This is a genomic window from Actinopolymorpha cephalotaxi, assembly GCF_013408535.1.
GTDB classification, from domain to species: domain Bacteria; phylum Actinomycetota; class Actinomycetes; order Propionibacteriales; family Actinopolymorphaceae; genus Actinopolymorpha; species Actinopolymorpha cephalotaxi.
Genome location: NZ_JACBZA010000001.1, coordinates 5999269 through 6021846, shown reverse-complemented (window position 1 = coordinate 6021846; position 22578 = coordinate 5999269). Strand labels below are relative to the sequence as shown.

General features: G+C 71.7%; 28 protein-coding genes, 2 tRNA genes and 1 riboswitch. Of the genes, 24 read left to right on the top strand and 6 right to left on the bottom strand.

What is annotated here, in order from left to right; genetic code table 11:
* Positions 1-77 precede the first annotated feature (77 nt).
* The 4 genes from FHR37_RS33535 to FHR37_RS26800 all read left to right on the top strand — a co-directional run bounded on the left by FHR37_RS33535 (position 78) and on the right by FHR37_RS26800 (position 970).
* On the top strand, positions 78-398 hold the full coding sequence (locus FHR37_RS33535; RefSeq protein WP_092884091.1) for a DUF3566 domain-containing protein: 321 nt from the start codon (positions 78-80) through the stop codon (positions 396-398).
* A 135-nt stretch (positions 399-533) separates the two neighbouring features.
* Positions 534-607 (top strand) — tRNA-Ile (locus FHR37_RS26810).
* 107 nt (positions 608-714) lie between these two features.
* Positions 715-855: a DLW-39 family protein gene (locus FHR37_RS26805; RefSeq protein WP_172804880.1), complete on the top strand. Its 141-nt coding sequence runs from the start codon at positions 715-717 to the stop codon at positions 853-855.
* A 39-nt stretch (positions 856-894) separates the two neighbouring features.
* A tRNA-Ala gene (locus FHR37_RS26800) sits at positions 895-970 on the top strand.
* Between the two features lie 349 nt (positions 971-1319).
* Here the strand turns inward: FHR37_RS26800 and FHR37_RS26795 are convergent.
* A complete protein-coding gene (locus tag FHR37_RS26795; RefSeq protein WP_202818131.1) occupies positions 1320-2189 on the bottom strand; it encodes a metallophosphoesterase in 870 nt (289 codons plus the stop codon).
* 25 nt (positions 2190-2214) lie between these two features.
* Positions 2215-2293, bottom strand: a riboswitch (ZMP/ZTP riboswitch).
* Between the two features lie 373 nt (positions 2294-2666).
* Between FHR37_RS26795 and FHR37_RS26790 the strand changes: the two genes are divergently transcribed.
* Both FHR37_RS26790 and FHR37_RS26785 read left to right on the top strand, forming a co-directional pair.
* Positions 2667-3266, top strand: a complete 600-nt coding sequence (locus FHR37_RS26790) for a GNAT family N-acetyltransferase (RefSeq protein WP_237768842.1) — start codon at positions 2667-2669, stop codon at positions 3264-3266.
* A 131-nt stretch (positions 3267-3397) separates the two neighbouring features.
* Positions 3398-4051, top strand: coding sequence for an NUDIX domain-containing protein (locus tag FHR37_RS26785; protein ID WP_202818129.1), 654 nt, complete (start codon positions 3398-3400; stop codon positions 4049-4051).
* 32 nt (positions 4052-4083) lie between these two features.
* On the opposite strand, the gene FHR37_RS26780 is transcribed toward FHR37_RS26785, so the two are convergent.
* Both FHR37_RS26780 and FHR37_RS26775 read right to left on the bottom strand, forming a co-directional pair.
* Positions 4084-4659 carry a cupin domain-containing protein gene (locus FHR37_RS26780; protein WP_139238995.1) on the bottom strand — a complete coding sequence of 192 codons (576 nt, stop codon included), beginning with the start codon at positions 4657-4659 and terminating at the stop codon, positions 4084-4086.
* On the bottom strand, positions 4650-5207 hold the full coding sequence (locus FHR37_RS26775) for an RNA polymerase sigma factor (RefSeq protein ID WP_092883942.1): 558 nt from the start codon (positions 5205-5207) through the stop codon (positions 4650-4652). Before FHR37_RS26775 ends, FHR37_RS26780 begins: the two co-directional genes overlap by 10 nt.
* Before the next feature lie 275 nt (positions 5208-5482).
* Here FHR37_RS26775 and FHR37_RS26770 point away from each other — a divergent pair, with 275 nt between their 5' ends.
* The 9 genes from FHR37_RS26770 (at position 5483) to FHR37_RS26730 (ending at position 9811) form a co-directional block, all read left to right on the top strand.
* Complete coding sequence (locus tag FHR37_RS26770; protein WP_092884088.1) at positions 5483-5974, top strand: Asp23/Gls24 family envelope stress response protein; 492 nt, start codon at positions 5483-5485, stop codon at positions 5972-5974.
* Positions 5971-6444: an Asp23/Gls24 family envelope stress response protein gene (locus FHR37_RS26765; RefSeq protein ID WP_175542551.1), complete on the top strand. Its 474-nt coding sequence runs from the start codon at positions 5971-5973 to the stop codon at positions 6442-6444. The genes FHR37_RS26770 and FHR37_RS26765 overlap by 4 nt, the downstream gene beginning before the upstream one ends.
* Positions 6441-6722 (top strand): hypothetical protein, encoded by a 282-nt coding sequence (locus FHR37_RS26760; protein WP_092883941.1) that lies wholly within the window; start codon positions 6441-6443, stop codon positions 6720-6722. Before FHR37_RS26765 ends, FHR37_RS26760 begins: the two co-directional genes overlap by 4 nt.
* 40 nt (positions 6723-6762) lie before the next feature.
* Positions 6763-6954, top strand: coding sequence for a hypothetical protein (locus FHR37_RS26755; protein WP_092883940.1), 192 nt, complete (start codon positions 6763-6765; stop codon positions 6952-6954).
* A complete protein-coding gene (locus FHR37_RS26750; RefSeq protein WP_092883939.1) occupies positions 6951-7391 on the top strand; it encodes an Asp23/Gls24 family envelope stress response protein in 441 nt (146 codons plus the stop codon). Before FHR37_RS26755 ends, FHR37_RS26750 begins: the two co-directional genes overlap by 4 nt.
* The gene (locus tag FHR37_RS33345) at positions 7388-8026 is read left to right on the top strand and encodes a DUF6286 domain-containing protein (RefSeq protein ID WP_092883938.1); all 639 of its coding nucleotides are present in this window, start codon (positions 7388-7390) and stop codon (positions 8024-8026) included. The genes FHR37_RS26750 and FHR37_RS33345 overlap by 4 nt, the downstream gene beginning before the upstream one ends.
* 5 nt (positions 8027-8031) lie before the next feature.
* Entirely contained in the window at positions 8032-8598 is a 567-nt protein-coding gene (locus FHR37_RS26740) for an alkaline shock response membrane anchor protein AmaP (RefSeq protein WP_139238994.1), read from the top strand.
* Positions 8599-8708: 110 nt separating this feature from the next.
* Entirely contained in the window at positions 8709-9083 is a 375-nt protein-coding gene (locus tag FHR37_RS26735) for a VOC family protein (protein WP_202818128.1), read from the top strand.
* Positions 9084-9109: 26 nt separating this feature from the next.
* Positions 9110-9811 carry a hypothetical protein gene (locus FHR37_RS26730; RefSeq protein WP_092883935.1) on the top strand — a complete coding sequence of 234 codons (702 nt, stop codon included), beginning with the start codon at positions 9110-9112 and terminating at the stop codon, positions 9809-9811.
* Between the two features lie 66 nt (positions 9812-9877).
* Here the strand turns inward: FHR37_RS26730 and FHR37_RS26725 are convergent, their stop codons facing one another.
* The gene (locus tag FHR37_RS26725; RefSeq protein ID WP_092883934.1) at positions 9878-10522 is read right to left on the bottom strand and encodes a class I SAM-dependent methyltransferase; all 645 of its coding nucleotides are present in this window, start codon (positions 10520-10522) and stop codon (positions 9878-9880) included.
* 311 nt (positions 10523-10833) lie between these two features.
* Between FHR37_RS26725 and FHR37_RS26720 the strand changes: the two genes are divergently transcribed.
* The 6 genes from FHR37_RS26720 (at position 10834) to FHR37_RS26695 (ending at position 18090) form a co-directional block, all read left to right on the top strand.
* Complete coding sequence (locus tag FHR37_RS26720; RefSeq protein WP_237768856.1) at positions 10834-11562, top strand: DedA family protein; 729 nt, start codon at positions 10834-10836, stop codon at positions 11560-11562.
* Between the two features lie 326 nt (positions 11563-11888).
* The gene (locus FHR37_RS26715) at positions 11889-12527 is read left to right on the top strand and encodes a LysE family translocator (RefSeq protein ID WP_092883932.1); all 639 of its coding nucleotides are present in this window, start codon (positions 11889-11891) and stop codon (positions 12525-12527) included.
* A gap of 81 nt (positions 12528-12608) precedes the next feature.
* Positions 12609-15311, top strand: a complete 2703-nt coding sequence (locus FHR37_RS26710) for an alpha/beta fold hydrolase (protein WP_092883931.1) — start codon at positions 12609-12611, stop codon at positions 15309-15311.
* Complete coding sequence (locus FHR37_RS26705; RefSeq protein WP_092883930.1) at positions 15308-16300, top strand: ABC transporter permease; 993 nt, start codon at positions 15308-15310, stop codon at positions 16298-16300. Before FHR37_RS26710 ends, FHR37_RS26705 begins: the two co-directional genes overlap by 4 nt.
* A gap of 100 nt (positions 16301-16400) precedes the next feature.
* Entirely contained in the window at positions 16401-17306 is a 906-nt protein-coding gene (locus FHR37_RS26700) for an ATP-binding cassette domain-containing protein (RefSeq protein WP_092883929.1), read from the top strand.
* Positions 17254-18090: an ABC transporter permease gene (locus FHR37_RS26695; RefSeq protein WP_092883928.1), complete on the top strand. Its 837-nt coding sequence runs from the start codon at positions 17254-17256 to the stop codon at positions 18088-18090. The genes FHR37_RS26700 and FHR37_RS26695 overlap by 53 nt, the downstream gene beginning before the upstream one ends.
* A gap of 138 nt (positions 18091-18228) precedes the next feature.
* Here FHR37_RS26695 and FHR37_RS26690 read toward each other — a convergent pair whose 3' ends face one another.
* Positions 18229-19122: a DUF5324 family protein gene (locus tag FHR37_RS26690; protein ID WP_092883927.1), complete on the bottom strand. Its 894-nt coding sequence runs from the start codon at positions 19120-19122 to the stop codon at positions 18229-18231.
* A gap of 214 nt (positions 19123-19336) precedes the next feature.
* On the opposite strand from FHR37_RS26690, the gene FHR37_RS26685 reads away from it, so the two are divergent.
* Together FHR37_RS26685 and FHR37_RS26680 are read left to right on the top strand one after the other, a co-directional pair.
* Entirely contained in the window at positions 19337-19867 is a 531-nt protein-coding gene (locus FHR37_RS26685; RefSeq protein WP_237768841.1) for a peptidylprolyl isomerase, read from the top strand.
* Positions 19868-19894: 27 nt separating this feature from the next.
* Positions 19895-20812 (top strand): rhomboid family intramembrane serine protease, encoded by a 918-nt coding sequence (locus FHR37_RS26680; RefSeq protein ID WP_092883925.1) that lies wholly within the window; start codon positions 19895-19897, stop codon positions 20810-20812.
* A 418-nt stretch (positions 20813-21230) separates the two neighbouring features.
* Here FHR37_RS26680 and FHR37_RS26675 read toward each other — a convergent pair whose 3' ends face one another.
* Positions 21231-21491, bottom strand: coding sequence for a cell division protein CrgA (locus tag FHR37_RS26675; RefSeq protein WP_092883924.1), 261 nt, complete (start codon positions 21489-21491; stop codon positions 21231-21233).
* Between the two features lie 166 nt (positions 21492-21657).
* Here FHR37_RS26675 and FHR37_RS26670 point away from each other — a divergent pair, with 166 nt between their 5' ends.
* Positions 21658-22539: a DUF881 domain-containing protein gene (locus FHR37_RS26670; protein WP_237768840.1), complete on the top strand. Its 882-nt coding sequence runs from the start codon at positions 21658-21660 to the stop codon at positions 22537-22539.
* Positions 22540-22578 lie beyond the last annotated feature (39 nt).

Sequence of the window (22578 nt, the reverse complement as noted above, 5' to 3'; positions counted from 1 at the left end):
CGCAGCCGCCGCCGGACCCGCGCACCCGTGTGCGCCGGGCCCGGCTCCGGGCGGTCCGACTGGACCCGTGGTCGGTGATGAAGACGGCGTTCCTGCTGTCCATCGCGTTCGCGATCGTGACCGTCGTGGCAGTGAGCGTGGTCTGGTACGTCCTCCAAGCGGCCGGCGTGTACGACTCCATCAGCCGGACGATCACCGACGTGCTGGGCAGCGCCTCGGAGACCCGGTTCAACCTCGAGGACTACATCGGGCTGCAGCGGGTCCTCGGGTTCACCGCGCTGATCTGCGTGGTCGACGTCATCCTGATCACCGCGATCGCCACGCTGTGTGCGTTCCTCTACAACCTGTCCGCCAGCCTGCTGGGTGGCCTGGAGGTCACGCTCGCCGAGGACGAGTGACGCGTCGGGGCCGAGCCCGGTGAGTGCCTTCGGTGATCTCCGGGACCGTCCGGTCGCGCCCTGTTCCTTGGGTGGTACCCGCGTCGAACCGGTTTGGGCGGGACGCTAGGGTTGCGGTAACGTTCGTCGGCGCCCGGGCCTATAGCTCAGACGGTTAGAGCGCTTCCCTGATAAGGAAGAGGTCACTGGTTCAAGTCCAGTTAGGCCCACTCACCCGAGCGGTCGACACAAGCGACACGGCAGCGATGTCGTGCCCGTGTCGACCACCCGCAGGGATGTGGTCATCCCAGGCCGGTGTCGTTCAAGGAGGCTACCGATGATCAAGAAGGCACTCCTCGCCGCTGTCGCGATCGCCGGTGGCTGGTTCGCGTACAAGCGGTTGCAGGCGGACAAGGCGGAGCAGAACCTCTGGGCGGAGGCAACCGACCCGGTCCCGCCCTCCGGTGGCGCCCACTGACCGACCGGCTCGGCGCTCCGGCGCTTCGGCGCCGATCCCGGGGGCGTAGCTCAACTGGCAGAGCACTGCCTTTGCAAGGCAGGGGTTAGGGGTTCGAGTCCCCTCGTCTCCACCACCACACAACACCAGGTCAGGCCATCCAAAGCCCTCGCTGGTGACTTTGGCCGAATGACCAACAACCGCTCCGCGTGCCCCTCACCGGTCGCGGACCCCTTCCGGTCCTCCGTCAGGTCCGCCGCGGAGCAGGACCGAGCCCAGGACCCTCGCAGCCGATCCGAAAGCAGCCCGCTGCAGCGCGTCGGTCCGCGTCCGATCATTCTCTTTCGCGCATGCCGCGATGCCCGGCTCATGAACCGGCTACGACGGCGAGTGGGTTGTGCTGGAGCCATGGCTGCCGGACGCAACCTGCTGGACCGGGCCGGTCGGCGGTGTACGGGTTCGGCGGAGTACGACCTGGCACTCCATCATGGCTTCTCGCCGACGACATCCTCGCCCGACACCGCGTCGACGAGGTACACCTGCTCGCCGGCACGCGGGTCGCGGGCGTGCAGCACGTGGAAGAGCGGGGAAGCCGGGCCACCGAGATCGACCACGGTGGCCCCGGCGCCCACCACCGCGCGTTCCCACCGCGGCGGAGCGGTGAAGTCGATGCGGGTGACTACGCCGGGTGTGACCCACACCGGTATGCCCCGCAGCAGGCCGGACAGCTGCAGGTGGAAGTGACCGCACAGGATCGCATGGACATCGGTGCCCTGTACCGCATCGGCGAGATCACCGGCGTTACGCAGATTCACGGTGTCCATGATCGGAGAGGTGGGCACGGCGATCGGTGGGTGGTGCAGCACGAGCACCGTGCCCGCCGCAGCGGGTTCAGCCAGCACCTCACGCAGCCAGACCAGCTGGCCCGGGTCGAGATGCCCGTGTACGTGGCCGGGCACGAGGCTGTCCAGTGTGACCACACGCAGCCCAGCAACGATGCTTACGGCGGCGCGCTCGCCGGACGCGCCCGCCATAGTCGTGCCCATGTCGGTGCTGTCGGCCGCCAGGTGCCCGGAGCCAAGGGCGGCCGCGAACGCCTCTCGGGTGTCGTGGTTGCCCGTGCAGTAGACATGCGGAATGCCTCGCTCGGCGCAGAACCGGCCCACTTGCTCCCGCACGCCCGCGCAACCTTCGGTGGAACCGTCGTCGGCGATGTCGCCACTCACGACGACCAAATCCACCTTCGGCACGAAGCGGGCGTCGTACAGGATGCGCGCCAGCGCCGCGGAGGCATCGACGTCAGGACTGTTCAGGTGGGTGTCGGACAGGTGCAGGATCCGGTGGCGGACGGTCACGGAGGCGTCTCCTCGTCTCATCGGCAAGGGGCACCCAGGCGGACGATGCCCCGACCTTCACTCCCCGGTGGTCACGCCCACCCACGCCAGTCGTGTCTGCACAATCTAGGCGTGGCCCCACCTCGCGAGGCAATGGCATGGCCTCGCGACCGTCTCCGTCCCCCCCGCGTGCCCCAAGCAGGGGATGACCTTGGTCTGTGTCGGTAACCCACGGTCAAGCCGCCTGGTGTTCGACGCGGGAACAATCCACGCTGAATGAGCGTGAGCGGGTGAGTGGCCTTTGCAAGGCAGGGGTTAGGGGTTCGAGTCCCCTCGTCTCCACTCGTACGAATCCCCAGGTCAGGCCACCCAAGGCCCTCACCGGCCGCTCCGGCCGGATGACCGAAACCGCCCCGCGTGCCCTCCGCGTGCCCTCCGCGTGCCAGTTGGCCGCCCGGGCAGCGGGTGCCGCCAGGAGTGCTCGGTACTCTCCCGTCCGTGAACGATGGGGCGACAGACGTCTTTCAGGTGGCCAACCGACCGGGCGCCTCCCACCGGGTGACCCTGCGGCATCTCACCGCAGATGACCAGGACGAGTTCCTCGACCTGGTGAGCGCCAGCGTGGACCTGCACCACCCGTGGATGGCGCTGCCGTCCACGCCGGAGCGGTTCCGGGCCTACCTCGCGCGGTACGCGGAGCCGCACGAGGAGGCGGTGGCGATCTGCGTACGCGGCAGCGGGGCCATCGCCGGCGTGGTCAACCTCAACAGCATCATTCGCGGACGGTTCCAGTCCGGGTCCGTTTCCTACGCCGCCTTCGCCCCCACCGCCGGCCGGGGATACCTGACCGAAGGGCTCACACTGGTGGTGCGCTACGCGTTCGAGCAGCTACGGCTGCACCGGCTCGAAGCCCAGATCCAGCCCGGCAACCACGCCTCCTTGAACCTCGTCCGTCGGGTCGGCTTCCGGCACGAGGGCTACTCGCCCGAGCTGCTGTACATCGACGGAGCCTGGCGGGACCACGAGCGCTGGGCGATCACCAGCACCATGGTCGACATCGCCCCCACGCCTGCGCACCCGACGCTGCCGGAGCGCTAGGGAACCCGCCCGCTCGGCAACACGCGTCGAACCGTTCCGCGTCCGCATGTCAGCGTCATCGCCATGCCCGCCGGTGTGGCTGGCACCGTCAATGCGGAGGTGCGGTCGGCGGCCGTCGATACGGTGTCGGCGTGACCAGTGCGAAAGACATCGGGCGACGCGCGTACGACGTCGCGCCTTCCGAGACGACGACCACGTCCCGGCAGCACCTGGTCGGCCTGGTCGAGGGCATCCGCCCGTGGGACGAGACCGAGCAGGCCCACCGGCAGACGGTCCTGGACTGGCTGGCCGGCGGCGCCCCGGCTTACCGGACCGCGAAGCCGGACGTCCCGGACCCCCACCTGGTGAGCTACTTCGTCGTGGTCGACGAGACCCGGCTGGAGCTGCTGCTGGTCGCCCACCGCAAGGCCGGGCTCTGGCTGCCGTCAGGAGGACACGTCGAACCCGGCGAGGACCCGTGGGAGACGGTCGTACGAGAGTGCCTCGAGGAGCTCAACGTCGCGGCCGCACCCTCCCACCTGCCCGGTCTCCCCGGCGACCGGCCGTTCTTCGTCACCGTGACCCGCACCCGCGGTGCCGGCCCGCACACCGACGTGAGTCTCTGGTATGTCCTCGGCCTGCCGAGATCGTCGATCGTCTCCTACGACGCGACCGAGTTCGACGGCATCAGGTGGGTGCGGGTGGACGAGGTGGCCGACGAGCCGCCGGGCACTCTGGACCCGCACCTGCCCCGGTTCGCGGCCAAACTGCTGGCGTCCGTACGACCTGGTGGCGGCTCGTCCTGACCGAGCGGGCACCGGTGACTACGAAGGTGCCGTCACAGGTGGATGTCGTCCACCCGGACGTCGATCGCGTTCAGCTCCAGTCCGAGCTGCCGCCGGGCGGCCGAGCGCACCGCCTTCCGGACACGTTCCACGATCTGTGACACCGGTGTCCGCTGGCGCAGGGTGAGGTTGATCTGCAGCCTCGTCGGGTCGCCGCGTTCGGGGAAGTGACAGCGGTTGACGGTGACGCCCGCGACCTCGCTCGCCGCGGCGGCCAGCACGGTCGCGGCCGCGTGTTCGGTGATGGCGAGGTGCAGGGGGTGTTCGGCGGGTAGCGACAACCGCCAGCTTCGGCTGCGGGTGGCGTGGATGCGGGCCATGATCGAGTCGACGAACCCCGGAGGCGGCTCGGCGGGCTCGTCCCGCAGGAGTTCCGCGGCCTGCAGCACCGGTGCGAACTCCGCCGCGGCGCCCCGGCAGTGCGGGCACGACAACTCGTGGTCGTCCAAGCCGCCGTCGGTGAGGTGGTCGTACACCGTCCCCATGTCGCGGCCGCACGGGAGCACCTCCTCGCGCCGGTCCTGGCCGGGCGGCGGCGGAGTGTTCCCGTTGGGCTGATCTATCGCCATGGTTTCAGCTCCCTGGCGAGGCGGACGCGGGCGCGATGGATGCGTCCCCGAACCGCATCGGGTCCGATTCCCGTGACCTCGGCGATCTCGTCATAGGAGAGCCCCTCCAACTCTCGTAACACCCAGCATGCCCGTTGCTCCGGCGTGAGCAGCCCGAGGGCCGCTCGAAGTGCGGCGAGCAGGTCGGCGACGAGGACCTGCTGCTCCGGCTGGCCGGAAGCCGAGAGCGGAAGCCTGACATGTTCATGATCGAGTTCGGCATCGGGGTGGGCGCGGCGGCTCCGCGCCGCCTGGAGAGCAGCGGTGGTGACGATGCGGTAGAGCCAGGCGGCAAAGGCCTGGTCCACGCGGATCCGGTCGAGGCGGCGCCAAGCCGTGATGAACGCCTCCTGAGCCACGTCCTGTGCCGTGTCGGCGTCGCCCAGGATGCGCAGCGCGATCCGGTAGGCCGGACCGGAGTAGCGGCGTACGAGCTGCTCGAACGCGGTCGCGTCACCGATCCGCGCACGCGCCACCAGGGTCTCGTCGGGGGGCGCCGACGTCGTCACCCGGTCACCCCGCCACCGGGGGCGTCCGGATGACTGTGATCCAGATCACGTGCACACCCCCGTGAGGAGAAGGGACCCAGGAACATCTTCGCTAGGTATATCCGCCCGCCTGATTAGTCGCAAAGCGGCGGTCACCTCGTGCAGGCGCAAGGTGAACGCCTCGTCGGACGGGTTTCGACGGACGTATGGAACGCACAACACACGCACGGACACGGCACTACTCCGGGCATCGCACCCGGACGCAGGTGGTGTCGAAGCTCGGACGAGAGGCGAACATGACTGCGCAGACGAACGACAAGAAGACCCCCACCGCCGGCGAGTCCAACGGACCGTCCACCGGTGCGGTGGCCACCCGCTCCGGGACCGACCTGGCCGGCAGCGGCGGCCGCACCGTGATCGCGGACGCCGTCGTCGCGAAGATCGTCGGCATGGCCACCCGTGAGGTCCGTGGCGTGTACGCCATGGGTGCGGGCATCTCCCGCGCGTTCGGCGCGGTGCGCGAACGGATCGGTGGCTCGACGTCCACCGTCACCCAGGGCGTCGCGGTCGAGGTGGGCGAACGCCAGGCCGCCATCGACCTGGACGTCGTGGTCGAGTACGGCGTCTCCATCCCCGACCTCGCCGCGGGCATCCGCCGCAACGTCGTGGGCGCGGTGGAGAAGCTGTGCGGGCTCGAGGTCACCGAGGTCAACATCACCGTCGGCGACATTCACCTGCCCGGTGAGCAGGAGTCCAACGACGCCCCCGAGCAGCCCCGGGTCCAGTGAGCCGACCGACGGCCGGGCCGCTCGGCACGGAGTCGCTCGGCACGGAGTCGCTCGGCACGGAACCGATCGGTGCCGGGCCGGCCGGCGCCGAGTCCGCGGAGCGCTCCGAGTCCGCCGAGTCCACCGACGCGGGCCGGTTGGCGGACCGGATCGCCGCGGCGATCACGGCCTGCCCGGACGTGGCCCGGCTCAGCGCCGGGCCCATCGCCACGTACCTTCCCGGGCGCTCGGTGTCCGGGGTGGCGGTACGCGACGAGGAGGTCCGGGTGGCCGTGGTGGCTCGGTACGGCCGGCCGCTGGCCGAGGTCGCCGAGCAGGTACGCGCGGCGGTCACTCCGCTCGTACCCGGTCGCCGGGTCGACGTGTCGATCGACGACCTGGCGATCGGTGACGAGGAGCCCGACCGGAGACAGGGGCCTGGTGGCGCGGTGCGCAGGGACGGTGAGGGAACGGGTCCGGGCGTCGCATGAGCGCGGATCCCGCCACCTCCCGCGCGGAACGCAGTGCGTTCCGGGCGTGGGTCCGTGCGCACCACCCGGACGTGGGCGGTGACCACGCGGCGTTCGTCGCCGGGCTGGAGCGGATACGTGCCGGCCGCGGCGTCCCGTCGGCACGCACACCGTCGCCGGGATCGCGAGCGGACGCGGCGCGGGCCGACGACGTGAGCACGTTCCGCCGACGTGGCGGGCTGTGGCTTCTGATCCGGTGGTGGCGACGAATGCGCCGCCGGGAACCCCGGGTGCGGTGACGCGTTCGCGGGACGACTGATCGAAAGGGTGTGGGCTTCGATGGATGAGACGCGCTGGTGGCCGATGATCGGCCTGGCGTTCGGTACGGCCGTGGGGTTCGCCGGAGCGTTCGGCGGGTTCTCGGCGTTCCTGATCGTGGCGGTGCTCGGTCTGCTGGGCCTGCTGGTCGGCCGGGCGATGACCGGTGACCTGGACGTGGGTGCGTTGCTGGGTAGCCGGAGGCGGTCGTGACCACCACCACCGAGGCGCCGGTGGACCGCCCGCCCGAGTCCGCGTCCGGCACAGGGGACCGGACGGAGACGCTGGGCCCGCCGGAGTCGCGGGGGCGGACCGAGATCGCCGGCCGGGTCCTCGAACGCATCGCCGGGCAGGCGCTCGCCGAGGTCGACCAGGCCGGCGGGGCCAGCCGGCGGGTGCTCGGCGTCCCTCTCGGCCGCGACGAACTCGACTCCGGACCGCAGGTGTCCGCCCAGGTGGACGGCGACCTGGCCACCGTACGCATGACCGTCTCGGTGGTCTATCCCGCACCGGTACGCGAGGTGACGCGGAACCTCCGTACCCAGGTCATGGAGCGGATCTCCGGACTCACCGGGATCCAGGTGCGCCAGGTCGACATCGACGTCGCGCACCTCGTACCCCCGGCCGAGCACGGTAGGAGGGTGTTGTGAGCGCGACCACCGAGGAGATCCGTACGGCGGACGACCGGGCCACCCCGCCCCCGCCGCCCACCGGAGCGGGTGACCGCAGGTCGCTCCGCCGGGCCACCCACGTGTTCCGTCCCCACCGGGTGCTGCCGGCCACGATCGTCGCGCTCGTGCTCGCGGTGGTGGCCGCGCTGGTGGCCATCGAGGTGATCGGCGGACTGTTCGGGTCCCCGCCCGGGCTGCTGCCGGTCGAACAGCTGAACTCGCTGGGCCGGGACACGCGCTGGAACGACTCGCTCCCGTTCGCCGTCTGCGGTCTCGCCATCCTGCTCGGGCTGGTGTTGCTCTTCCTCGCGGTGAAGCCGGGCCGACCGCGTGCGGTGGTGCTGACGTCGGCGGACCCGCAGGTCGTGATGGGGATCGAGACCGTCGGGATGAGCCGGCACCTCGCCCGCGCGGCGGAGTCGGTGCCCGGAGTCTCCTCGGCTCAGGTCACTGTCAGCGCCCGCAAGGTGCGGGTGGCCGCGTCGAGTCCCCTGCGCGACGTAGCTGGCCTGGACGAGCAGATCCGTACGGCCGTCACCGAACGCGTCGACGAACTCGCACCGATGGCGGGTCGCCCGACCGTCCGGGTCACCGTTCGCCGCAGACAGGACTGAGTCAGATGACCACGAGGAATCGTCGCACCGCCCTGAGGAACCGAGTGGGGCTCGCCCTGGTCGGGCTGGTCCTGCTGCTGGCCGGCGCGGCCGGGCTGGCGCGTGGACTGAACCTTCTTCCCCGCATGTTCGGCCCCGCCTCCGGCCCGGTCATCGATCCGGCGACCGTCCGGTTCGGCGTCGAGCAGAAGTGGTTCTGGCCCGCGCTCGCCGTGGTCGCGATCGTGCTGGCGCTGCTGGCACTGTGGTGGCTGGCCAGCCAGACCCGGGTCGACAGCCTGCGCAACCTCCGCCTCGAACCCGACTCGCGGCAGGGGGTGACCAACCTCCCCGGCAAGGCGGTCACCGCCGCGATCGAGAACGACCTCGCCGACAGCCCGTACCTCCATCGCGGCCACGCCCGGCTGACCGGTTCGGCGGCCCATCCCCGGCTTCACCTGCACGTGGTCCTGGACCACGACGCGGACCCGGCAGCGGCCCGGGCCCGGATCGACCAGGCGCTGGCGCGAGTACGGCAGGCCGTCGAGTTGGACGAACTCCCGACGACGGTGGAGCTGACCGCACGGCGCTGAGTCCGCGGCCTGACTCCGTGGCTTGACTGCGCGGCTTGTCGGTGGGCGTCGCTACTGTCCGGCGGCACCGGGCCGAACCCCTGCGTGCCCGGCCGCTGAAGGAGGCAGCCATGACAGAGCGACCCCGCATGCACGTCACAGCCACCGTGCTGGAGTCCTCCGACGCGCAGGCGCTGGCGGCCTTCTACGTCCGGCTGCTGGGCTGGAAGGTCGTGCAGGACAAGCCCGGCTGGGTGCGCCTGGATCGCGACGGCGGCGGTGCGGCCCTGTCGTTCCAGACCGAGCCCGCCTACGTCCGCCCCACGTGGCCCGCCGCCGCCGGCGCGCAGCAGATGATGGCGCACCTCGACATCAACGTCGACGACCTCGACGCGGCCGGCGCGCACGCGGAGGCGGCTGGCGCAACCCTCGCCGACCACCAGCCGCAGGACGACGTACGCGTGTACCTCGATCCGGCCGGCCATCCCTTCTGCCTCTACTTGTAGCGCCCGGCGCCTGCCATGATCGCGGCGTGGTGGACGAGCGAACAGGCGACGAGACGGACCGGATGCGGGTCCGGGCGCGCGACCGGTTCGCGGCCGGCGAGGTGGTCCCGGAGGTCGCGGTCGGCCACGGTGGCCGCTGGGGGATCAGCGCGATCTTCCGACTGCCCGGCCAGGTCCGCCACGACGTTGCGGGTTTGGCCCGGCAGGTGGGCGCGGTCGCCGGTCCGGGCCACTGGATACACGACGCGGACAGCCTGCACCTGACCATCTGCACGTTCGAGCCGCATCGCCCCGGCGTTTCGCCTACCGACCGGCGGGTGCGGATGTTCGGCGCCGCGCTGCGGGCCGCGGCGACCGGTCTGCCTGCCGTACGCCTCGTCCTTCGGGGTGTCGGTCCGCATCCGCGCGGGGTCGCGGTGCTCGCCCACCCCGAGGACGACACGGCGGACACGCTGAGGCGGCGGATCGACAGCTCGCTCCGGGCGGGTTCTGGTTCGGACCGACCGGGACCGTCCGTTTCTCGGCTGGCCCGGGACTGGTACGTCAACCTGGTGCACTTCGCCGCCCCGGCGATCGACGTCGGAGCCGTCCTCACCTGGTGCGACGACCAGGGGGAGGCCGAGTTGGGTTCCGTCGTCCTTCCGGCCGCCGAACTCGTCCGCTGGGACGCCAAGGGCGGAACCGTACGACCGGTGCCACTCGATCGGGTCGAGCTCACCGGCGGCTGAGGTACGTCCGCCTCGGGGGCTGCGGCCGACGCGGCCGCAGGCGCTCTGAACGGTCGCCGCGGGCGCTCAGGCCGGGCGTCGAAGGGTCAGGGACTGGAACCGGAACACCGCCGCGGGGTCGCCGTGGAAGTCCGTGACCTCCACCACGTGGAAGTCCACCACCTCGAACGCCTGCCGCGCGTAGTCCTGGAGCTCCTCGTCGGTCCGCGAGGCGAAGAACCGCGGCGGGTCGTGCCGGTCGTCGGCCAGCGGCCCCTCGCCCTGTGCGCCTCCGTACACACCGAGATAGAACAACCCGCCCGGCCGTAGCACGGTCGCGATGGACTCCAGCGCCGCCGGCAGGTCGGCGTTCGGCACGTGCAGCAGGCAGTTCATGGCGTACGCGGCGTCGAAGGACTCGGGCGGGAAGCCGAGGTGCAGGAAGTCGGCGACGTGTGCGTCGATGCCCTTCTCCCGGCAGCGCTCCACCATCGCCGGGGACAGGTCGGTGGCCGCGACCCGCAGACCGTGGTCGCGGAAGTAGGCGCTGTCCTGGCCGGTGCCCGCGCCGACCTCGAGAAGCGTCGCGACTCCCTCGGCTCGCAGCCGGTCGAGGTAGGCCTCGCGTTCGGCGAGCTTCCACGGCGCCTTGTCCATCGCGTCGCGGCGTTCGGCGCCGCCGTCGTAGGCGACCCGGAGACTGTCGAGTACGTCGTCGTATCGGGTGCTCATCTGCGGCTCCGAAGTCGTCGGACTGGTGTGCACAGATGAATACCAGAAGGGTCGGACACAGCGGCCCGAGCGAAGCGTTCGCCACACCACGGACGAGTTGATCGGGAGCGCCCGGAAGGGCCCGATCGTTGCTCCCTGAGGTGGGCCGCCACAGTCGTGACACCGGGGCGCCGCGCTCTTTCGGGTAGTGCGGTTTCCGCAGGGGCGAGGTGTGGCCGGGCCACCGAACTGTGCGGCGTACCTCATGGTCGCCACCCAGTGGCGGTTCGTAGCGTCCAGGCATGATCGAACGGAGTGGGTTTGTGAGCGCCATGACAGTGGCGGCGAAGGCCGAGCCGACCGGCGGGATCGTCGGCTGGGTCACCGGACTGATGGAGAAGCTCGGCAGCCCGGGCGCCGGCGTGGCGGTCTTCCTGGAGAACCTCTTCCCGCCCATCCCCAGCGAGCTGATCCTGCCCCTGGCCGGGTTCGCCGCCAGCCGGGGTGACCTGAGCCTGGTGGGCGCCATCGGCTGGACCACGCTGGGCTCGACGCTGGGCGCGCTCGTTCTGTACTTCCTCGGCGCGGCGGTGGGGCGCGAGCGTACGCGTGGACTGGTGCGGAAGCTGCCCCTGGTGAAGGTGTCCGACGTCGACCGGACCGAGGAGTGGTTCCTGCGGCACGGGCGGTCGACGGTGTTCTTCGGCCGGATGGTGCCGCTGTTCCGCAGCATGATCTCGATCCCGGCCGGTGTGGAACGCATGCCGCTGATGTTGTTCGTACCGCTCACCGCGGCCGGCAGCGCGCTGTGGAACTCCGCACTGATCCTCGCCGGCTACTTCCTGGGCGAGCACTGGTCGCTGGTCGAGGTGTACGTCGGGATGTTCTCCACGGCGATCGTCGCGGTCGCCGCCCTGGTGGTGGTGGCGTTCGTCGCGGTCCGCCTGCTGCGCCGCGAACGCGACCAGGTCGGTGACGACGGAGTCGACCGGGACGGTGAGTGGGTGGAACGCCGAACGCGGCGAGGCCGCCGGCGACTGGGCGACGAAACCGCGGAGTGACGGGCGCCGAGAGTGCCTGCCCGAGCTGCCCGAGCCGCCGGAGGGTCCGCACAGTGGCAGAGCGTAACAACGGCGACGAGCACTGATCGACATACCCGGCGGCGACCGATCGGCCACCCAACGCGGTGGAATGCGCCCTGGGTGCCAGGGCGTTCGGGACGGTGGACCTCGGCCATCTAAGGTGTGCAGGCCGCCGGCGCTGGCGATCCCAGACCCCCGGCCGGCACACAACGTAACCACCAGGGAGCCGCCCACACAGTGGCTCCCCTTTGGCGTGCGCCCCGACCGGGCGACCGTCTCAGCTGAACCAGGAGGACCCCAGCTCCATGAACCACGCCCTGCTCATCGCGTTCGTCGTCGCGGTGGCGCTGATCAGCGTCGTACCCGGCCCGGACATGATGTTCGTCCTCGCCCACGCGGTTTCCGGCGGTCGCCGGACGGGCTTCGTCGCCGCGGCCGGAATGTCGACCGGGCTCACGGTGCACACCGTGGCGGCGGCGTTCGGCCTGGGCGCGTTGATCAGGACCGCGCCGCTGGTCCTCGAGGGCATCCGGATCGCCGGGGCGTTGTTCCTGGTCTACCTCGCCGTGATGACCTGGCGGGCCAGCCGGGGCCGGGGCGGTTCGGTGCGTACGCCGAGCAAGCCGCGCTCGCTGCCACGGGTGTACGTGATGGCCGTGCTCACCAACCTCGCGAACCCGAAGGTCATCCTCTTCTACCTCGCGTTCATGCCGCAGTTCCTCACCACCGGCGCGCACAGCTGGCCGGCCACCGCGCAGTTCCTGGTCCTCGGCGCGATCTTCATCGCCATCGGGATCGTGGTGGACTCCTCCGTGGCCATGCTGGCCGGGACGTTCTCCGAGCGGGTGCTGCGCCGGCAGGCGTTCCGCCGCTGGCTGGAGCGCGCGTCCGCGACCATTTTCGGTGCCCTCGCGGTGCGGCTGATGCTGGACGCCACGCAGTAGCGGTACGTAGTCCCGGCGAGACACGTCCCGGCCGGGACGAACGCGCCGACGAGTCCGGTCGGTGCCGCGTACGGTTGCGCCATGGCCGCATCGGCAGCCCGCGGCCGGACACGCACCCGCGCGGCACTGGTCACTCTCCTCGTCGCCGTCGCCGCTCTCGTCACGGGCGGCGGCGTCGCCGTCGTAGCGGCCGCGGACGGCTCGGACGGGCAGGGCGGGCAGGGTGCTGGTTACCGCACCGACGACGCCCTGGTCACCGTCCGCACCGGCCCGCACGGTGACCGGCCGGTCAGGCTTGACACCCGGCTGTACCTCCCCTCGTCGGCGACCGCCGACCGCCCGGCGCCGGCGGTCCTGCTCGCCCACGGACTCGGTGGAACCAAGGACAGCGTGGCCGGGCAGGCCCGTGACCTGGTACGACGCGGGTACGTCGTGCTCACCTGGACCGCCGAGGGGTTCGGGGCCTCCGGTGGCCAGATCCACCTGGACAGCCCCGACTGGGAGGTCACCGACGCGCGCCGGCTGCTGGACCGGCTGGCCCGTCGCCCGGAGGTGCGCCGCGACGGCCCGGGCGACCCGAGGGTCGGCGTGGTCGGCGCCTCCTACGGCGGCGCGCTGGCGTTGCTGGTGGCGGGCTACGACCGGCGGGTGGACGCGATCGTTCCCCAGGTCACCTGGAACGACCTTGGCAACGCGCTGGCGCCGGAGGCGACCGGGCGAGGTTCCGGTGCCGGCGTACTGAAGCGGGCCTGGGCCGGCCGGCTGTTCGCCGCCGGGATCGGCTCCGCCACCGGTGCCCCCGCCGACTGCGGACGGTACGCCGAGAACGTGTGCCGGACGTACCAGCGGCTGATTCTCACCGGACGTGTCGACCCGATCACCCGCGACCTGCTGGCCAGGTCCAGCCCGGCCTCCGTCCTGCACCGGATCACCGCACCGACGCTGCTGATCCAGGGCACGGCGGACACGCTCTTCCCGCTGAGTGAGGCCGACGCCAACGCCATCGGCATCGCGAAGGCCGGCACCAGGGTGCGGGTGGCGTGGTTCTCCGGCGGTCACGACGGCGGTGCGGGCGCCGACCTCGACCAGCGCCGGGTGAAGGCCGCGACCCTCGGCTGGCTCGACTACCACCTGCGCCACGAAGGGTCGCCGCCGCCGGACTCGTTCGCGTTCAGCCGGGTCACCGGCACCGGCTACGGCGGGGACGGCGTGCGGGTGCTCGGCCTGTACGCCGACAGCTACCCCCGCCTCGACGGGGACCGCCCGGCCCGCAACGTGAAGCTGCGCGGGTCGCCGCGCGCGGTGAGCAACCCTCCGGCCGGCACCCCCGCGGCCGTGTCCTCCATCCCCGGGCTGGGCAGCCTCGCCGGCTCGCTGCTGTCCCAGTCCTCGGGCGCTTCCTCGTCCAGGTCCCCGTCGGATCCCTCGTCCGGATCGTCGGCGGACTCCCCGCTCGCCGGGGCTCTCGGCAGTTCGCTCACCACGGACGTCCCCGGCCAGTTCGTGTCGTACGACTCGGCGCCGCTGACGGCGCCCGCCGACGTCACCGGCGCACCCACCGTGCGGATCCGGGCGGCGTCGCGGTCGGGCAGCGCGGTGCTGTTCGTCAAGCTGTACGACGTGGCGCCGAGCGGCGCCCGGGAACTCCCCGGCGGCGGTGTCGCCCCGGTCCGGCTGAGCGGGCTGCCCGCCTCCATCGAGGAGGCCCGGCCGGTGTCGGTGACGCTGCCCGGCATCGTGCACCGGTTCCCCGCGGGCCACCGGCTCCGGGTCACCCTCGCCACCACCGACCAGGCGTACGCCGGTCCGGCGCAACCGCAGGTCTACACCGTCGGCCTGGCCCCGGGCTCCGGCATCCAGCTGCCGCAGGTGGCCGCGTTCACCGCCACCGACTCCACCGGGCCGTGGGTGGTCCTGCTCGGCGCCGTCGTGGCCGCGCTGGCCGTCGTACTCCCGCTCGGCTGGTGGGCGGCGCGCCGGCGGAGCAGGCGGCGGGTTCGGCGAGTGATGGCGGAGTACGCCGAGGTGCCGCTGGTGGTCCGCGGCGTGACCAAGACCTACGCCGACGGGCTGACCGCTCTGGACGGCGTCGACTTCACCGTCCGCCGCGGCGAGGTCGTCGGACTACTCGGCCCGAACGGCGCCGGCAAGACCAGCTGCCTGCGCATCCTGCTCGGCCTGGTCCGGCCGACCGCGGGCGAGGCGCTCGTCTTCGGTCACCGGGTCGGCGCCGGCGCCCCCGCGCTGTCCCGGGTGGGCGCGCTGGTGGAGGGGCCGGGCTTCCTGCCGGACCTGTCCGGCCGGGCCAACCTGGAGCTCTTCTGGCAGGCCACCGGACGCGCTCCGGGCGACGCGCACCTGGACGAGGTGCTGGCGATCGCCGCCCTCGGGCCCGCCCTGAACCGGAAGGTGCGTACCTACAGCCACGGCATGCGGCAGCGGCTGGCGATCGCCCAGGCCATGTTAGGGCTCCCCGACCTGCTCATCCTGGACGAGCCCACCGACGGCCTCGACCCGCCCCAGATCGCGACCCTGCGGCGGACCCTGCGTGCCTACACCGCGGGAGGCCGGGCCGTTCTCGTGTCCAGCCACCTGCTCGCGGAGGTCGAGCGCACCTGCAGTCACGTCGTCGTCCTGCACCGGGGCCGGCTGCTCGCGGCCGGGGCGGTGGCGTCCGTCGTCGGTGACTCACCGAACCTCGAGGACGTGTTCCTCACCCTGGTGGAGGACGAGCTCCCGGCCGGCGACCTCGTGACCACGGCCGAGAAGGGTGGTCAGGCATGACCGAGCGGGCGACCGAGAACGCCGCGACGACCGAGAACGCCGCGACGACCGAGAAGGGCGCCACGACCGAGGACGCCGCGACGGCCGAGGACGGCCCCGCTGCCGGCACCGGGACCGGAGCGGAGAACGCCGCCAAACCGACCCCCGCCGCCGACGGTGGAACGCCCGGCTACCGGTCCGGCGCCACCCTGCCGTTCCGGGCCGAGCTCCGGCGGCAGCTGCGCCGCCGGCGTACCGCCCTCGCGTTCGCACTCGTCGTCGCGCTCCCACTTCTGCTCGTGGCGGCGTTCACCTGGGGGTCCGGAGACGGCGGCGGGCTGCCGTCGTTCGGCGCCCTGGCGACGTCCGGCGGCGCCAACTTCACGGTGTTCACCCTGGCCACCGCGGCGGCCCTGCTGCTCAACCTGATCGTCGCGCTGGTGTGCGGGGACGCGGTGGCCGGCGAGGCCGGGTGGGGAAGTCTGCGCTACCTGCTCGCGGTGCCGGTCCCGCGCGCCCGGCTGCTCGGGGTGAAGCTGGCGGTCGGCCTGGCCACCTCGACGGTCGCACTGCTGGTCCTCGCCGTCACCGCCCTGGCCGTGGGGACTGCCGCGTTCGGCTGGCACCCGCTGCGCACCCCGCGCGGCGACGAGCTGCCACCGATGGACGCTCTGTGGCGGATCGCGGTGATGGTCGGCTACCTGGCGGTCTGTCTGCTGCTGGTGGCGGCACTGGCGTTCTGGTTCTCGGTACGCACGGACGCGCCGCTGGTCGCGGTGGGCGGAGCGGTCCTGGTGATGATCGTCGCGAACATCCTGGACGCGGTGGAGGCGCTCGGCGGGATCCGTTCGGTGCTGCCGATGCACTACGCCACCGCCTGGCGTGGGCTGTTCACCGATCCCCTGCAGTGGGAGGACCTGGCCAAGGGCAGTCTGTCGTCCCTGGCGTACACCGCCGTCTTCCTCGGGCTGGCGTGGTGGACGTTCCTCCGCAAGGACGTCCTCTCCTAGCGTCCAGGCCGCGAAACCGCAGGTCACCGGCCCTTCGACAGCGCTCGGCCGGGTTGTTCGCCGGCTCACGACCGGAGGGGTCCGGAGCTACGCTGGCAGGATGAGCGTCGGTCCCACCGGGCCGTCCGACGGGCCTTTCTCCGATCAGTCCACAGGGCTGTCCACAGGGTCGTACGACGGGCACCGCGAGCCGGCTGCGGTGTGCCTGCGCGGTCTGTCGTACCGCTTCAACGACCATCCGGCCGTCGACGACGTCGATCTCGACGTACGGCCCGGCGAGGTGTTCGGACTACTCGGGCCCAACGGCGCGGGCAAGACCACCACCATCAGGTTGCTCACCACGCTGCTGCCCGTCCAGGACGGCCAGGTGCACGTCTTCGGCCGCGACGTACGCCGGTCGAGGATGGCGGTCCGCCGGCTGCTCGGCTACGTCCCCCAGCAGCTGTCCGCGGACGCGTCCCTCACCGGGCGGGAGAACGTCACGCTGTTCGCCCGGCTGTTCGACGTGCCGCGGCGCGAGCGACGCTCCCAGGTCGACGACGCGCTCGCCGTGATGGGCCTGTCCGACGCCGCCGACCGGCTCGCCTCGACGTACTCCGGCGGCATGATCCGCCGGCTCGAACTCGCCCAGGCCCTGGTCAGCCGGCCCCGGCTGCTGGTGCTCGACGAACCCACCATCGGCCTGGACCCGATCGCGCGCGGAACGGTCTGGGAACGCGTCCAGGAGTTGCGAGCCGACACCGGCATGACGGTGCTGGTCACCACCCACTACATGGACGAGGCCGAGCAGGAGTGCGACCGGATCGCGCTGATGCACCTCGGCCGGCTGCGCGCGGTCGGCGCACCGGCGGAGCTGAAGGCGGCACTCGGCCCGGGCGCCACCCTGGAGGCGGTCTTCCGGCACCACTCCGGCGAGGTGTTCGGCGACGGAACCGGCGAGGGCGAGGAGGGCGGTGACTTCCGTGGCGTCCGAAGCACGCGTCGCACGGCCCGGCGGCTCGGTTGACCAGCCCACCCGGCAGCGCGTCCCGTGGCGGTTGCCGAGCCGGGTGGTGACCCTGTGCCTGCTCGAGCTGCAGAAGCTGCGTCACGACCGGACCGAGTTGGTCACCCGCGCGGTGCAGCCGGCGTTGTGGCTCACCGTCTTCGGTACGACGTTCAGCCGGCTGCACGTCATCCCCACCGGCCAGGTGCCGTACCTCGACTTCCTGGCACCGGGGATCCTGGCGCAGTCGGCGTTGTTCATCGCGATCTTCTATGGCATCCAGATCATCTGGGAGCGGGACGCCGGGGTGCTCGCCAAGCTGCTGGTCACGCCGACACCGCGCGCCGCGCTGGTCACGGGTAAGGCGTTCGCGGCGGGAGTACGGGCGTGCGCCCAGGCGGTGATCGTGCTGCTTCTCGCGGCGGTGCTCGGGGTGGACCTGACCGCGAACCCGCTGCGCATCCTGGGCGCGTTCGCCGCCCTGATGCTCGGTGCGGCGTTCTTCTGCTGCCTGTCCCTCAGCATCGCCGGGCTGGTGCTCAACCGCGACCGGCTGATGGGGATCGGGCAGGCCCTCACGATGCCGCTGTTCTTCGCCTCGAACGCGCTCTACCCGGTGGCGCTGATGCCGGAGTGGCTGCGCTGGATCGCCCTCGCCAACCCGTTGAGCTACCAGGTGGACGCGCTACGGGGACTGCTGGTGGGTACGCCGGCCCACCTGGCGCTGGACTTCGCGGTGCTCGCCGTCGCCGCGGGGGTGGGCATCGCCACGGCGTCCGCGTTGCTCGGCCGGCTCGCCCGCTGAGCCGGCACGCGAAACCTCCGCGCCGGCAGTGCGACGCTCGTGACCCGCTGGAATGCGGGCGAGGTCGCACTGCCGGCGCGGAGGTGCTGTGCCGCGGGGTCTCGGTGCCGGAGGGGTGATCGTTGTCGACGGGTGCGGTCAGCCGGCGTGCCGGCCGTCGCGGTCGTTGTCCTCGCCGGCCTCCGACGTCTCGACGTGCTCGGCAGGTGCGTCCGGCGTGGTCGGAATCGGCGGTGTGGGAGTGCGGTCGGCGACCGCCTCACCCGGGCTGGCGCCCACCGTGTCGGCCGGCTCGGCCGACGCGTGCTTGGGCGCCCCGGACCCCGCGACGGTCTCCGGGGTCTGGCCGGGCGCGGGCGGGCTCGCGGGAGCCGAGGTCTGCGGCGGTGCCGCCGACGGCATCGGCTGCCACTGCTGCTGGCTGCTTCCCTTGAGGGCGCGGTAGGCGGCGATGGCGGCGCCACCGAGTGCCCCGACGAGCAGGAGCAGGCCCCACTTGCGCTTACGGTGCGGCTTGGCCACCTCGACCTCGCCGCGCAGGGCGGCGTAGGCGGCGGTGCCGCGGCGCAGGGCCTCGTCGCGGTAGGGCTCACTGACCTCGAGCGCGTGCGAGACCGCCTCGCTCACCCGCGGCGCGACGTCCTCGACGAGGACGTGGCGGGCGTGCTCGACGGCGGGGGTGACCTTCTCCCGGGCCTCCTCGACCGCCGGGCCGAGGTGTGTCCGGGCGTTCTCCACGGCGGGAGTGAGATGCGTCCGGGCGTTCTCGACCGCGGGGGCGAGGCGCCCACGGGCGCTCTCGACGGCGGGGGCGAGGCGTTCACGGGCACTGTCGACCGCCGGGCTCATCCGCTCACGGGCGCTCTCCACGGCCGGCACGACGCGCTCGCGGGCGGACTCGACGGCGGGTACGAGTCGCTGGCGCGCACTGTCGACGGCGGGATTCAGCCGTTCGCGGGTGTAGTCGGCGGCCGGAGCGACCCGCTCGCGGAGCTCCGGGGCCAGGCCCGCTCGCTTCTTCTGGCGTCCCATCTGGTTGCGCCTCCTTGTCCACACGTGCGGCGTGCGGCTTCGTCTGAAGTCCCCGGGCACCTCGCGGCGGGGATGTGTCGGGATGCCTTTCCCACGGTGCCTCCGATCATGCCCGGTCGGCACGTTCCTGTCGCGGGGGCACCCCGCAAGCATTCCACTCGTTGCCGTGAAAGGATCGCCGCTACGGCAATGCAAGCGCAGAGAGGACGTACCGGTGAGTGAAGAGACGTTCGCCACACTTCGGACCTCGAAGGGCAATGTGGTGATCCGGCTGTTCCCCGATCACGCGCCCAAGACGGTGCAGAACTTCGTCGGCCTGGCGGAGGGCACCCGCGAGTGGGTCAATCCCGAGACCGGGGAGAAGTCCTCCGACCGTTTCTACGACGGCCTCACGTTCCACCGGATCATCCAGGGCTTCATGACCCAGGGCGGCTGCCCCCTCGGCACCGGCACCGGCGGGCCCGGCTACCGCTTCGGCGACGAGATCCACCCCGACCTTCGCTTCGACCGTCCCTACCTCCTGGCGATGGCGAACGCCGGTCCCAGCACCAACGGCTCGCAGTTCTTCATCACCGCGGGCCCCCAGCCGCACCTCAACGGCCGGCACACGATCTTCGGCGAGGTCGAGGACCAGGCCAGCCGCGCGGTGCTGGACGAGATCAACTCCGTGCCCACCGGGCCGATGGACCGGCCGCTCGAGCCGGTCATCGTGGAGTCGGTCGACATCGAGCGCCGCGAGGCCTGACCCCGACGACCTGGGGGCGGACCAGTGATGACCGACCAGCCACGGCCGGACGAGGGCCCGGAGGCCAGCCAGTCCTCCGGGCACCCGCCGGTGCCGACGTGCTACCGCCATCCCGAGCGCGAGACCTACATCCGCTGCCAGCGGTGCGACCGGACGATCTGTCCTGACTGCCAGCGGCAGGCCGCGGTGGGGTTCCAGTGTGTGGAGTGCGTACGCGAAGGCGCCCGCTCCACCCCCACCGCCCGCACCCGGTTCGGCGGCGTGGTCCGGGGCGAGGGTGCGCTCGTCACCAAGGTGCTGATCGGGCTCAACCTCGTGGTCTTCCTGCTGACGGTGGTGCTCGGCCGGTCGGTCGAGCAGCAGCTGTCCCTGGTCGGCAACAGGTTCTTCTTCGCCGACGCGGTCGGTGAGTCCTTCGGCGTAGCCGGCGGCGCCTACTGGCGGCTGCTGACCTCGGCGTTCCTGCACGTCGAGATCTGGCACCTCGCGATCAACATGTTCTCCTTGTGGGTGCTCGGCCCACCGCTGGAGCGGCTGCTCGGCCGGCTGAGGTTCGCCGGGCTCTACCTCGTCGCGGCGCTGGCCGGCAGCGCCGTCGCGTACGCCTTCACCTCGCCGCTGACGCCCATCCTCGGCGCGTCCGGCGCGGTCTTCGGCCTCTTCGGCGCGACCGTCATGATGGCCCGGCGGATGCGCGCCGACATGAGCTGGTTCCTCGGGATCCTGCTCATGAACGTCGTGCTGAACGTCGTTTTCCGGCACTTCCTGTCCTGGCAGGGCCACCTCGGCGGGTTCGTCGCGGGGCTGGCGCTGGGTGCGGTGATCGCGTACGCGCCACGGGAGCGTCGTGACCTGGTGCAGGGCCTCGGCTTCGCGGGGGTCCTGCTCGCCTCGATCGCGCTGATCCTGTGGCGGACCGCGCAGATCAACGCCGGCCTGGCCTGACACCCCGAGCCGCCCGACTCACCAGCTCCACAGTCCACAGCTGGGGACAACCCGACCGCGGATCCCTTGGGATATCCCCAGCCCACCTGTGGATGTTGGGGACAACTCCCGGATAGCTGGGGACAGCGTGTGGACGCCCGTCGCGCAGGGCGGGGCAAGTCCCTGACCTGCAGCTTTCTCAGGTTTACTCGGCGTTGCCGAGCCGCTGGAATCCGGGCGAACGCCGTGCCGAACCGGTCTGTCTGCACAGTTCGCGCGCCGGAACGGCCGATCACGGGTCCACAGGCGCCGTTTCCACAAGGAACTTGTCCACAGCCTGGGGATGGTCGTGTGGATGAACTACACGGATGTAAGCCGCTCCCCGCACCGTCGGCGAGTCACCGTGCGGTGACCACGGCCACCCGCGGGGAGGTCGGCGTCAGCGCCACTGGGTGGAGACGACGAACCCGGTGGCGATCAGGCCCATCCCGATCAGGATGTTCCAGTTGTGCAGGTCGCGCATGCCCGGGATCTCGGTGCCGGCGAGGTAGAACGTGACGATCCAGGCCAGCCCGACCAGGAAGCAGACCAGCATCACCGGCACGACCCACCGCCCGGCGTGCCTGCTTTTCTCGCCCTTTGCGGTGCCACCGCGCGGAGGGCTGTAGACCTGCTTCTTCCGGCCGTGTGATTCGGGCACCTCGCCACCTTTCGTCGTAGACGTCCGAGCCGGCCGGCACCGGCCGACGCCGGCTGGGGCCGGCTCACGAGGACGGGACCCTGACGGGAGGCTGACTGGACACGGGTCGGACACTGACGTCGGTTAGCGTAGTCAACACTCGGAGCGGAACGACGACGGAGGGCGCGTGGCTGACCAACTGCCCGACTCGTCGACCTCCCGGCAGGGAGACGCCACCGACACGACCGACGGCGCCGGCGCAACCGACGGCACCGGCGCAACCAACGGCACGGACACGCGGCGTCGTCCCCGCTGGCGTCTTCGCTGGCTGCGCCCCGCACGGCTGCTGACCGCGCTGACGTTCGCGCTGGCCGGGTTTCTCGGAGTGACCAGCGCGGTGAGCGCCGATGGCACCGATCTGCGGGCCGAACGCCAGACCGACCTGGCCGACCTCGCGCGGTCCCAGCTGCGTACCAACCAGCGGCTCGGCGACCGGGTGAGCAAGCTCCGGGCGGAGGTCGACGACCTGCTGGCCCGGCAGCTTCGCAGCGACCGGTCCGGCGCCGCCCAGAAGAAGGTCGACCGGCTGGCACCCGTCGCCGGGCTGACCCCGCTGCGTGGACCGGGAGTGACCGTCGTCCTGGACGACGCGCCACCCAGCGCCCGTTCCAACGACACCGACCCCGACGCCCTGGTCGTCCACCAGCAGGACATCCAGGCCGTGGTGAACGCGATGTGGGCCGGTGGCGCGGAGGCGATGACGATCCAGGGCCAGCGGGTGATCTCCACCTCCGCGATCCGCTGCGTCGGCAACTCCGTCGTCCTCCACGGCGTCCCCTACCCGCCGCCGTACCGCATCGAGGCGGTCGGTGACGTGGGCGGCATGATCCAGGCGATCGGGGACTCGCCGGCGATCAACACCTATCTCGCCTACGTCACGGACCCGAGGTACCGCCTCGGGTGGAAGCTCACCCGGTCCACCAACCTGCGGATGCCGGCGTTCGACGGGCCGCTCAACCTCGACTACGCCGCCGAACGCGACGTCAGCGGGGACGCGGCCGCCCGCTGACCGGTGCCTTGGGTCTGTCCTGACAGACCCTAGGAGCCG